This window comes from Psychrobacter sp. SC65A.3 (assembly GCF_025642195.1).
GTDB lineage: Bacteria > Pseudomonadota > Gammaproteobacteria > Pseudomonadales > Moraxellaceae > Psychrobacter > Psychrobacter cryohalolentis.
Genome location: NZ_CP106752.1, coordinates 15,244 through 28,179, shown reverse-complemented (window position 1 = coordinate 28,179; position 12,936 = coordinate 15,244). Strand labels below are relative to the sequence as shown.

General features: G+C 44.4%; 3 protein-coding genes, 2 tRNA genes and 4 rRNA genes. 3 read left to right on the top strand and 6 right to left on the bottom strand.

Annotation, left to right across the window (positions count from 1 at the left end):
• Positions 1–71: 71 nt before the first annotated feature.
• The 6 genes from OEG80_RS00115 to OEG80_RS00090 all read right to left on the bottom strand — a co-directional run bounded on the left by OEG80_RS00115 (position 72) and on the right by OEG80_RS00090 (position 7,740).
• A 16S ribosomal RNA gene (locus OEG80_RS00115) occupies positions 72–1,610 on the bottom strand.
• An 842-nt stretch (positions 1,611–2,452) separates the two neighbouring features.
• Positions 2,453–2,566 (bottom strand): 5S ribosomal RNA (gene rrf, locus OEG80_RS00110).
• 180 nt (positions 2,567–2,746) lie between these two features.
• Positions 2,747–5,608 (bottom strand): 23S ribosomal RNA (locus tag OEG80_RS00105).
• 349 nt (positions 5,609–5,957) lie between these two features.
• Positions 5,958–6,033 (bottom strand) — tRNA-Ala (locus tag OEG80_RS00100).
• A 6-nt stretch (positions 6,034–6,039) separates the two neighbouring features.
• Positions 6,040–6,116: transfer RNA gene (locus tag OEG80_RS00095), tRNA-Ile, on the bottom strand.
• A gap of 85 nt (positions 6,117–6,201) precedes the next feature.
• A 16S ribosomal RNA gene (locus tag OEG80_RS00090) occupies positions 6,202–7,740 on the bottom strand.
• The 16S, 23S and 5S rRNA genes sit together here with 2 tRNA genes alongside, the layout of an rRNA operon.
• A 984-nt stretch (positions 7,741–8,724) precedes the next feature.
• Between OEG80_RS00090 and thrS the strand changes: the two genes are divergently transcribed.
• The 3 genes from thrS (at position 8,725) to OEG80_RS00075 (ending at position 12,792) form a co-directional block, all read left to right on the top strand.
• On the top strand, positions 8,725–10,659 hold the full coding sequence (gene thrS, locus OEG80_RS00085; protein WP_263241193.1) for a threonine--tRNA ligase: 1,935 nt from the start codon (positions 8,725–8,727) through the stop codon (positions 10,657–10,659).
• A 23-nt stretch (positions 10,660–10,682) separates the two neighbouring features.
• Complete coding sequence (infC, locus tag OEG80_RS00080; protein ID WP_011281352.1) at positions 10,683–11,186, top strand: translation initiation factor IF-3; 504 nt, start codon at positions 10,683–10,685, stop codon at positions 11,184–11,186.
• 361 nt (positions 11,187–11,547) lie between these two features.
• A complete protein-coding gene (locus OEG80_RS00075; protein ID WP_020444511.1) occupies positions 11,548–12,792 on the top strand; it encodes a toxic anion resistance protein in 1,245 nt (414 codons plus the stop codon).
• Positions 12,793–12,936: the final 144 nt, after the last annotated feature.

Below are 12,936 nucleotides of genomic sequence, written 5' to 3'. Positions count from 1 at the left end.
CCTCTAGCTAATAAACTAGCTTAAACTAAAGAACAACTTGTTGTGAATTCTTGCTGACCGAATGCCATCTATAAGGAGGTGATCCAGCCGCAGGTTCCCCTACGGCTACCTTGTTACGACTTCACCCCAGTCATCAACCACACCGTGGTGAACGCTCCCCCGAAGGTTAAGCTATCCACTTCTGGTGCAATCAACTCCCATGGTGTGACGGGCGGTGTGTACAAGGCCCGGGAACGTATTCACCGCGGCATTCTGATCCGCGATTACTAGCGATTCCTACTTCATGGAGTCGAGTTGCAGACTCCAATCTGGACTACGATAGGCTTTTTGAGATTCGCATCACATCGCTGTGTAGCTGCCCTCTGTACCTACCATTGTAGCACGTGTGTAGCCCTGGTCGTAAGGGCCATGATGACTTGACGTCGTCCCCGCCTTCCTCCAGTTTGTCACTGGCAGTATCCTTAGAGTTCCCGGCTTAACCCGCTGGTAACTAAGGACAAGGGTTGCGCTCGTTGCGGGACTTAACCCAACATCTCACGACACGAGCTGACGACAGCCATGCAGCACCTGTATTCTAATTCCCGAAGGCACTCCCGCATCTCTGCAGGATTCTAGATATGTCAAGACCAGGTAAGGTTCTTCGCGTTGCATCGAATTAAACCACATGCTCCACCGCTTGTGCGGGCCCCCGTCAATTCATTTGAGTTTTAACCTTGCGGCCGTACTCCCCAGGCGGTCTACTTATTGCGTTAGCTGCGTCACTAAGTCCTCAAGGGACCCAACGACTAGTAGACATCGTTTACGGCGTGGACTACCAGGGTATCTAATCCTGTTTGCTACCCACGCTTTCGAGCCTCAGTGTCAGTATTATGCCAGAAGGCTGCCTTCGCCATCGGTATTCCTCCAGATCTCTACGCATTTCACCGCTACACCTGGAATTCTACCTTCCTCTCACATACTCTAGCTCAACAGTATCAGATGCAGTTCCCAGGTTGAGCCCGGGGATTTCACATCTGACTTATCGAGCCACCTACGCTCCCTTTACGCCCAGTAATTCCGATTAACGCTTGCACCCTCTGTATTACCGCGGCTGCTGGCACAGAGTTAGCCGGTGCTTATTCTGCAGCTAATGTCATCGTCCGTGGGTATTAACCACGGAGTCTTCTTCACTGCTTAAAGTGCTTTACAACCAAAAGGCCTTCTTCACACACGCGGCATGGCTGGATCAGGGTTTCCCCCATTGTCCAATATTCCCCACTGCTGCCTCCCGTAGGAGTCCGGGCCGTGTCTCAGTCCCGGTGTGGCTGATCATCCTCTCAGACCAGCTACAGATCGTCGCCATGGTAGGCCTTTACCCCACCATCTAGCTAATCCGACTTAGGCTCATCTAATAGCGAGAGCAGTAAACTGCCCCCTTTCTCCCGTAGGTCGTATGCGGTATTAATACGAGTTTCCCCGTGCTATCCCCCACTACTAGGTAGATTCCTAAGTATTACTCACCCGTCCGCCGCTCGACGCCTGATAGCAAGCTATCATCGTTTCCGCTCGACTTGCATGTGTTAAGCCTGCCGCCAGCGTTCAATCTGAGCCATGATCAAACTCTTCAGTTTAATCTTGCTATGAAGTCCTTTAAAGAGACTTCTAAACTTGGCTCATCTAATCTGGCAAAATCGCTAAAAATTATGTTCGTAATGAATTAACTTTGAGTTTTTTTACTGTCTTAAATGATAATTTTTATAGTTAGAATCCTATCGAAAAGATAGTCAACCAACTTTATTTTTTAGCATTCTGAATCAGCAAAAATCCACACAAGTTGTTCTTTAGTTATGCTTTTAAATAATGTCTCTAACTGTCGTCCAGTAAGAGTATTCTTACTAAATATGCTAAACCAATCTGGCTTATCCTATTTAGCGAGCTGACCATCATATCATGTTTTAATAGTCTGTCAACTTCTTTTCTTAATTTGTTTCAACTCGGTAATCTAAGTGATAAGTTGGTTAACTTATTGCCTAGCTTCCTTTGCTGTGGGGCGTATTATATAGATTCTGACTGGGGTGTCAACTGCTTTATTAAAGGTTTTTAAACTAATTTGAGCAGAGTTTAAATAGTCGATAGTTTTCAATGGGTTAGAGAAAATATTTATTTGGATGACTTTAGCTCTAACTGGTAAAGAATTATATAGATCGTCTATTTAGCTGAAATTTGACCGCTTTAAGATTGTTATGAACTTGGATAGGGCTTTGAAAGTGCTGTTACGAAGCTTATTTAATCAGTTAAATAAGTAATGAGATTTAAAAAAAACAGCCTTAAACCCGTCTGTAATCCATAGCTTCTAGTTTTTAACATTTCAAACAAATTGTGAAACCCACGTATTTTCACCTCTGCCGTTCCAAACTCCAGCCAAAAGAAAACCCCCAACGAATTAACGTTGGGGGTTTATCTAGGAATAGAGAGCTGACGATGACCTACTCTCACATGGGCGAACCACACTACCATTGGCGCGACGATGTTTCACTTCTGAGTTCGGGAAGGGATCAGGTGGTTCCATCGTGCTATTGTCGTCAGCAAAGGGGGTTAGATATGAGTCTGTTATTATTGTTTTGACGTCAAGATATTATCTATTGGTCGACCAACTTGTAACCTAACTGAATCAAGGTTAAAGGTGATATCGAAATTATATATTCTATAGCCTAGGCTATACAAGATAGATTAATTAGAGCTTTCATACAAACCACTTGGGTGTTGTATGGTCAAGCCAAACGAGCAATTAGTACAGGTTAGCTACACACATCGCTGTGCTTCCACACCCTGCCTATCAACGTCGTAGTCTTCAACGGCTCTTTAGGGAAATCTAATCTTGAGGTGGGCTTCTCGCTTAGATGCTTTCAGCGATTATCCCATCCGAACGTAGCTACCGGGCAATGCCACTGGCGTGACAACCCGAACACCAGAGGTTCGTCCACTCTGGTCCTCTCGTACTAGGAGCAGATCCTCTCAAATTTCCAACGCCCACGGTAGATAGGGACCGAACTGTCTCACGACGTTCTAAACCCAGCTCGCGTACCTCTTTAAATGGCGAACAGCCATACCCTTAGGACCTGCTTCAGCCCTAGGATGAGATGAGCCGACATCGAGGTGCCAAACACCGCCGTCGATATGAACTCTTGGGCGGTATCAGCCTGTTATCCCCAGAGTACCTTTTATCCGTTGAGCGATGGCCCTTCCATACAGAACCACCGGATCACTAAGACCTACTTTCGTACCTGCTCGACTTGTGGGTCTCGCAGTTAAGCGCGCTTTTGCCTTTATACTCTACGACCGATTTCCGACCGGTCTGAGCGCACCTTCGTACTCCTCCGTTACTCTTTAGGAGGAGACCGCCCCAGTCAAACTACCCACCATACATTGTCCTCGGTATTGTTATACCTGAGTTAGAACCCCAACATGACCAGGGTGGTATTTCAAGATTGGCTCCACAAACACTAGCGTGTCTGCTTCAAAGCCTCCCACCTATCCTGCACAAGTCAGGTCAAAGTTCAATGTAAAGCTGTAGTAAAGGTTCACGGGGTCTTTCCGTCTAGCCGCGGGTACACAGCATCTTCACTGCGATTTCGATTTCACTGAGTCTCTGCTGGAGACAGCGCTGCCATCATTATGTCATTCGTGCAGGTCGGAACTTACCCGACAAGGAATTTCGCTACCTTAGGACCGTTATAGTTACGGCCGCCGTTTACTGGGGCTTCGATCAAGAGCTTCGCTTACGCTAACCCCATCAATTAACCTTCCAGCACCGGGCAGACATCACACCCTATACGTCCACTTTCGTGTTTGCAGAGTGCTGTGTTTTTAATAAACAGTTGCAGCAGCCTGGTATCTGCGACTGCCAACAGCTCAAGGAGCAAGTCCTATCACCATCGGCAGCGTACCTTCTCCCGAAGTTACGGTACCATTTTGCCTAGTTCCTTCAGCAGAGTTCTCTCAAGCGCCTTGGTATTCTCTACCTGATCACCTGTGTCGGTTTAGGGTACGATTCGTTTATAACTATTGCTTAGAAGCTTTTCCTGGAAGCATGGTATTTGCCACTTCGCTGTACAAGTACAGCTTGCTATCAGATCTCAGCATAATGACAGTCCGGATTTGCCTAAACTGTCTGCCTACATCCTTTCACCTGGACAACCAACGCCAGGCTGACATAACCTACTCCGTCCCTCCATCGCATTATAAACAAGTATCGGAATATTAACCGATTTCCCATCGACTACGCCTTTCGGCCTCGCCTTAGGGGTCGACTCACCCAGCCCCGATTAACGTTGGACTGGAACCCTTGATCTTCCGGCGTGCGAGCTTTTCACTCGCATTATCGTTACTCACGTCAGCATTCGCTCTTGTGATACCTCCAGCATGCCTTACGACACACCTTCACAGGCTTACACAACGCTCCCCTACCACTTGAAAACAAATTCAAATCCGCAGCTTCGGCTCCTAGTTTGAGCCCCGTTACATCTTCCGCGCGGGCCGACTCGACTAGTGAGCTATTACGCTTTCTTTAAAGGATGGCTGCTTCTAAGCCAACCTCCTAGCTGTCTATGCCTTCCCACCTCGTTTCCCACTTAACTAGGAATTTGGGGCCTTAGCTGGCGGTCTGGGTTGTTTCCCTCTCCACAATGGACGTTAGCACCCACTGTGTGTCTCCCGGATATCACTCATCGGTATTCGGAGTTTGCATCGGTTTGGTAAGTCGGTATGACCCCCTAGCCGAAACAGTGCTCTACCCCCAATGGTGTTCGTCCGAGGCGCTACCTAAATAGCTTTCGGGGAGAACCAGCTATCACCGAGTTTGATTAGCCTTTCACCCCTATCCACAAGTCATCCCCTAGCTTTTCAACGATAGTGGGTTCGGTCCTCCGGTGCCTGTTACGGCACTTTCAACCTGCTCATGGATAGATCACTCGGTTTCGGGTCTATGCCCTGCAACTAAACGCCCTATTAAGACTCGGTTTCCCTACGGCTCCCCTAAACGGTTAACCTTGCTACAGAACATAAGTCGCTGACCCATTATACAAAAGGTACGCGGTCACCCTAATAAATTAAGGCTCCCACTGCTTGTACGCACACGGTTTCAGGTTCTATTTCACTCCCCTCACAGGGGTTCTTTTCGCCTTTCCCTCACGGTACTGGTTCACTATCGGTCAGTCAGGAGTATTTAGCCTTGGAGGATGGTCCCCCCATCTTCAAACAGGATTTCTCGTGTCCCGCCCTACTTAATATGTTAACGCTAATGTTTCGAATACAGGACTATCACCTACTACGGTCAGCTTTCCCACGCTGTTCTTCTACATTAGCATTAATCGGCTTCTCCCCGTTCGCTCGCCGCTACTTGGGGAATCTCATTTGATGTCTTTTCCTAAGGGTACTGAGATGTTTCACTTCCCCTCGTTTGCCTCTTGTACAAGTACAAGATACCTACCTTATGGTAGGTGGGTTTCCCCATTCAGAAATCTCCGGATCACAGGATATTGCCGCCTCCCCGAAGCTTATCGCAGGCTGTCACGTCTTTCATCGCCTCTGACTGCCAAGGCATCCACCATGTGCGCTTCATTACTTGACCATACAACCCCAAGTAGTCTCTCGACCGCTAAGTGTTGTAAAGCCTAATTATGATAACGATATCACCTAATTTTATACGCTTGATTCAGTTCTCTTTACTTTTTTAATAACTCACCACTGGGATAACAACTGATGTCGTTAAGTAGTGAGTTATTAAGGTTAGAAACAACGCGTGAACACGTGTTCCTAACCCAGACTCATATCTATGTTTTTAAATAGTCTCTGTGCTCTCGTCGAGTCACAGATTCTGTATAAAACAGAAAGAAGTAATCTTGTCTTTGTTAAGACGAATCACTTGTTTCTATTTGATACCTATTTATTTATTAGCATCTAAAGAATAGTTTATTATGTGGTGGAGCCAAACGGAGTCGAACCGTTGACCTCCTGCGTGCAAGGCAGGCGCTCTACCAACTGAGCTATGGCCCCTAATAATGGTAGGCCTGGGCAGACTTGAACTGCCGACCCCCGCGTTATCAACACGGTGCTCTAACCAGCTGAGCTACAGGCCTGTGCGAGGCATATACCTCTAGCTAATAAACTAGCTTAAACTAAAGAACAACTTGTTGTGAATTCTTGCTGACCGAATGCCATCTATAAGGAGGTGATCCAGCCGCAGGTTCCCCTACGGCTACCTTGTTACGACTTCACCCCAGTCATCAACCACACCGTGGTGAACGCTCCCCCGAAGGTTAAGCTATCCACTTCTGGTGCAATCAACTCCCATGGTGTGACGGGCGGTGTGTACAAGGCCCGGGAACGTATTCACCGCGGCATTCTGATCCGCGATTACTAGCGATTCCTACTTCATGGAGTCGAGTTGCAGACTCCAATCTGGACTACGATAGGCTTTTTGAGATTCGCATCACATCGCTGTGTAGCTGCCCTCTGTACCTACCATTGTAGCACGTGTGTAGCCCTGGTCGTAAGGGCCATGATGACTTGACGTCGTCCCCGCCTTCCTCCAGTTTGTCACTGGCAGTATCCTTAGAGTTCCCGGCTTAACCCGCTGGTAACTAAGGACAAGGGTTGCGCTCGTTGCGGGACTTAACCCAACATCTCACGACACGAGCTGACGACAGCCATGCAGCACCTGTATTCTAATTCCCGAAGGCACTCCCGCATCTCTGCAGGATTCTAGATATGTCAAGACCAGGTAAGGTTCTTCGCGTTGCATCGAATTAAACCACATGCTCCACCGCTTGTGCGGGCCCCCGTCAATTCATTTGAGTTTTAACCTTGCGGCCGTACTCCCCAGGCGGTCTACTTATTGCGTTAGCTGCGTCACTAAGTCCTCAAGGGACCCAACGACTAGTAGACATCGTTTACGGCGTGGACTACCAGGGTATCTAATCCTGTTTGCTACCCACGCTTTCGAGCCTCAGTGTCAGTATTATGCCAGAAGGCTGCCTTCGCCATCGGTATTCCTCCAGATCTCTACGCATTTCACCGCTACACCTGGAATTCTACCTTCCTCTCACATACTCTAGCTCAACAGTATCAGATGCAGTTCCCAGGTTGAGCCCGGGGATTTCACATCTGACTTATCGAGCCACCTACGCTCCCTTTACGCCCAGTAATTCCGATTAACGCTTGCACCCTCTGTATTACCGCGGCTGCTGGCACAGAGTTAGCCGGTGCTTATTCTGCAGCTAATGTCATCGTCCGTGGGTATTAACCACGGAGTCTTCTTCACTGCTTAAAGTGCTTTACAACCAAAAGGCCTTCTTCACACACGCGGCATGGCTGGATCAGGGTTTCCCCCATTGTCCAATATTCCCCACTGCTGCCTCCCGTAGGAGTCCGGGCCGTGTCTCAGTCCCGGTGTGGCTGATCATCCTCTCAGACCAGCTACAGATCGTCGCCATGGTAGGCCTTTACCCCACCATCTAGCTAATCCGACTTAGGCTCATCTAATAGCGAGAGCAGTAAACTGCCCCCTTTCTCCCGTAGGTCGTATGCGGTATTAATACGAGTTTCCCCGTGCTATCCCCCACTACTAGGTAGATTCCTAAGTATTACTCACCCGTCCGCCGCTCGACGCCTGATAGCAAGCTATCATCGTTTCCGCTCGACTTGCATGTGTTAAGCCTGCCGCCAGCGTTCAATCTGAGCCATGATCAAACTCTTCAGTTTAATCTTGCTATGAAGTCCTTTAAAGAGACTTCTAAACTTGGCTCATCTAATCTGGCAAAATCGCTAAAAATTATGTTCGTAATGAATTAACTTTGAGTTTTTTTACTGTCTTAAATGATAATTTTTATAGTTAGAATCCTATCGAAAAGATAGTCAACCAACTTTATTTTTTAGCATTCTGAATCAGCAAAAATCCACACAAGTTGTTCTTTAGTTATGCTTTTAAATAATGTCTCTAACTGTCGTCCAGTAAGAGTATTCTTACTAAATATGCTAAACCAATCTGGCTTATCCTATTTAGCGAGCTGACCATCATATCATGTTTTAATAGTCTGTCAACTTCTTTTCTTAATTTGTTTCAACTCGGTAATCTAAGTGATAAGTTGGTTAACTTATTGCCTAGCTTCCTTTGCTGTGGGGCGTATTATATAGATTCTGACTGGGGTGTCAACTGCTTTATTAAAGGTTTTTAAACTAATTTGAGCAGAGTTTAAATAGTCGATAGTTTTCAACTACTTAACATATTAATTATCTTTACTGTCATTAAATAATGTTGTAAATGCACCTTTAGTCGTAAGTGACCCTATTTAATTATATTACCACTGCCTACTATCAATCTATTTTGAGTAGCTGCTTTATCGCTAAAAAGCCTTTTATTTGAGTGCATTGATATTAGTACAGAAAGCACCTATATATGGAAACTTATTAACGACCATATAGATGGCTATTCATAACAGTCCCTACTCCCCATTTATCTAGTGTTAATAGACATTTTTTGCTATAATAGCTGACTTTATAATATTACTTAATGGCACTTCGTTTATTAAGACTTAGCTAAGAAGCTGCTGCTTTGAGCCTTGCCTTTAAGTAATACCATCTCTTACAACATATCATAGTGATTAGATATAATTGACGCAGTCTTACGGTTATATGATTGATGGTTGCAATCATCACTGCCAACGGACGCAAAAAGGTGAATAGATTATGGTAGCGATTACTTTACCCGATGGTAGCGTAAAAAACTTCGAAGGTAATACAACGGTCATGGAAGTGGCGCAAAGTATTGGGACAGGGCTTGCTAAAGCGACTGTCGCTGGACGTGTGGATGGTCAGTTGGTAGATGCGCATGACCCTATCGCCCATGATGCGAAAGTTGAAATCGTTACACCAAAAGATGATGACGGTGTCGATATCATTCGCCATTCTTGTGCTCACCTATTAGGCCATGCCGTTAAGCAGTTATATCCTGATGTGAAAATGGTGATTGGTCCCGTTATCGATGATGGTTTTTATTATGACATCTATAGCGAAACGCCGTTTACGCCTGAACATATGGCAGCCATTGAAAAACGTATGATGGAGCTTATTAAGCAAGATTATGACGTTATCAAAAAAATAACGCCACGTGCTGAAGTCATTAAAATCTTTGAAGAACGTGGTGAAGACTATAAGCTTAAGCTTATTAATGATATGCCAGGCGAAGAAGCCTTTGGTCTATATCATCATCAAGAATATGTCGATATGTGCCGTGGTCCACACGTGCCAAATACCCGCTTCTTAAAAGTCTTTAAACTGACCAAAATGTCAGGTGCTTATTGGCGCGGTGATGCCAAAAATGAACAGCTTCAGCGTATTTATGGTACGGCTTGGGCGGATAAAAAAGATTTAAAAGCTTATATCCAACGTATTGAAGAAGCCGAAAAACGTGACCATCGTAAAATTGGTAAAGCGTTAAATTTATTCCATATGCAAGAGCAAGCGCCGGGTATGGTGTTTTGGCATGCCAATGGTTGGACGATTTATCAAGTACTTGAGCAATATATGCGTAGAGTGCAGCACGATAATGGTTATGAAGAGATTAAAACGCCACAAATTGTCGATCGTAGCTTGTGGGAGCGTTCTGGACATTGGGGCAACTATGCCACCAATATGTTTACCACTTCGAGCGAAAATCGCGATTATGCGGTAAAACCGATGAATTGTCCTTGTCACGTGCAAGTCTTTAATCAAGGCTTAAAATCTTACCGTGACTTGCCATTACGTATGGCAGAGTTTGGTTCATGCCACCGTAACGAACCATCAGGTTCGCTCCATGGTTTGATGCGGGTTCGCGGTTTTACTCAAGATGATGCTCATATCTTTTGTACACAGTCGCAGATTCAACAAGAGGTCGCTGATTTTATTAAGCTGACCCTTGCTGTTTACGAAGATTTTGGTTTTGATAATATCATTATGAAACTATCGACTCGTCCTGAAAAACGTGTCGGTAGCGATGAATCTTGGGATTTTGCAGAAAAAGCATTAGCCGATGCATTGGATAGTTCCGGTCTTGACTGGGCTTATCTACCAGGTGAAGGCGCGTTTTATGGTCCGAAGATTGAATTTAGTCTGAAAGACTCATTAGGTCGCGTATGGCAGTGCGGTACTATTCAGGTTGACCCGAATATGCCTGAGCGTCTTGATGCCGAATTCGTCAATGAGCAAAACGAGCGCGAAGTACCGATTATGTTGCACCGTGCCATCTTAGGTTCATTTGAGCGCTTTATCGGTATCTTGATTGAGAACTATGCCGGTTGGATGCCAGTATGGCTAGCGCCGCAACAAGTAGTAGTCATGAATATCACAGATAAACAGGCAGATGCGTGTGAAAATGTGGTCAATGAGTTGAAAAAAGCAGGCTTACGCGCCATTAGTGACTTGCGTAACGAAAAGATTGGATTTAAGATACGAGAGAAAACATTAGAACGTATTCCCTATATGCTAGTATTAGGGGATAAAGAAGTCGAATCAGGCAGCGTCAACGTTAGGACTCGCGAAGGCGAAAATCTGGGCGTGATGAGTGTCGCTGAATTTATCACATTAGTAGAAGCAGCTGTTGCCGAAAAGGGCCGACAGATCCCAAAAATAGATCAGGAGTAATACCTATTAAACAGTCAAACCGTTTGAACATTAATGAAGATATCAGTGCCAAAGAAGTCCGTCTGGTCAAAGAAGACGGTGAACAAATGGGCGTGGTCGATATCGACACCGCGATGAAAGCGGCACGTGAAGACAGTCTAGATTTAGTAGAGCTGGTTCCCGAAGCCAAACCGCCAGTATGTAAAATCATGGATTATAAACATTTCCTCTATGATCAGAAGCAAAAGGCGAAAGAAGCTAAAAAGAACCAAAAGCAGACTCAGCTAAAAGAGATGAAGCTACGTCCTAGCACTGAAGAAGCCGATTATCAGGTTAAACTGAGAAAAATCGTTAGCTTCTTAGAAGATCAGGATAAAGTTAAAATTAGCATCCGTTTCCGCGGACGTGAAATGGCGCACCAAGAAATTGGTCGCAAGCAACTTGATCGTATCATTGAAGATACGGCTGATATCTCAAACGTCGAACAGTATCCTAAGATGGAAGGTCGTCAAATGGGTATGCTGTTAGGACCTACTAAGAAGAAATAGACTTTTCAATCGTCTATTCTTAGTAGTGGCTGTGTTTATATAGATATTCATGATTTCCCACCACCAATATGCTACGGCATATTGGTGGTTTTTAGTATGTAGGGCTTAATAAGCATATTTATAGTTAATTATGACACTTGTACCTCTTTGACTATCGTTCACCTTAAATATATGAAGCCGACAGTGCTTTACAAAACCCATCTTCTCAACCTTTTCATTACACGGTAATCTAAAGACCTACTCTATCTTTATGAATCATAATTTCAATAAAAACAATTAAACTGATAAAAATAATCCATACCTCGACTACAAATGTCACTGATAAAAAATATAACCTCTTTTAGATATCATAGGAAGCCTTATGCAAGAATTAACCCCACCTGCTAACACCTCTACACCAACGATCACTCTAACCGCGCCAGAACCTGTTAAAGAGATACAAAAAAGTGAAGCAGATCAGATGGTCAAGTTAGATGACAGTGATATTCCAGAGCTTGATGCCAAAGTAGATGCTTTTGTCGATCATGTTATCAATAACTCTGTACACAGCTCTGAATTTCAACAAAACGTCCAATCTATTCATAATTTGGGTAATAAAGAAATCCGTGAATCGGCGCAAGTGTCTAACCGTATGTTAGAGCTACCCGCTAAAAGCCTGAATGACAGCTTATTTGATAACTCCCCTATTGCAAAATCATTGACGGAGCTGCGCGGTATCGTCGAAGATTTGGACCCCAGCAAAAAAGAGCTGACCAGCTCACGTAAGCTATTTGGCTTGATTCCATTTGGTAATAAAGTACAAGACTATTTCCGTCAGTATGAGTCAGCGCAATCTCATATTAATGCGGTAGTAACGAGTCTATATAATGGTAAAGATGAGCTGCTCAAAGACAATGCTATGATTGAGCAAGAAAAAATTAATATGTGGGAGCTGATGCAATCGATTCGCCAATATATCTATGTGGGTAAAAAAATCGATGAGCAGCTCGAGCAAAAAGTCTATGCGATAGAAGCGACTGACCCTGAGAAAGCACGTATTATTAAAGAAGAGATGCTGTTTTATGTTCGCCAAAAAAATACCGACTTTTTGACACAATTGGCGGTAAACGTTCAAGGTTATTTAGCATTGGATACTATCCGTAAAAACAATTTAGAGCTGATTAAAGGGGTAGATCGCGCCACTACTACCACTATCTCAGCCCTACGTACGGCAGTGGTTGTCGCACAAGCCATGACTAACCAAAAACTGGTGCTTGACCAAATTACTGCTTTGAATAAAACGACCAGTAGCTTGATTGAATCAACTTCGGCAATGCTCAAGCGTCAATCACTTGAGATTCATGAGCAAGCGACCAGCAGCACTATTGAGCTTGATAAATTGCAAAATGCCTTCAATAATGTCTATGACACCATGGATATGATTAGCAATTATAAAATTGAAGCGCTTGAGAATATGAAGCAAACGGTCAATACCTTGACCACTGAGGTTGATAAAGCCCAAAAATACCTTGATAAATCTAATCAGACCACGGTATTAGAAGTATCAAAAGAATTGAACATGGAAAAAATAACCAATAAATCAAATACGGTCGATATTGATATTTGATTTAGATAAGCATTCACTTTTAATAAAATTTGACCACTAACGACTACTCGCTATCAAATACAGATAAGACAATTGACCTAAGATATTGGGACGTTGTTCGTGTTAAGATAGTCATTATTAATAATTTAAAAATAGATACGGTAA

Excerpts from the sequence above, each read along its gene's own strand:
- thrS (WP_263241193.1), top strand. The coding sequence starts at position 8,725 with ATGGTAGCGATTACTTTACCCGATGGTAGCGTAAAAAACTTCGAAGGT.
- OEG80_RS00075 (WP_020444511.1), top strand. The coding sequence starts at position 11,548 with ATGCAAGAATTAACCCCACCTGCTAACACCTCTACACCAACGATCACT.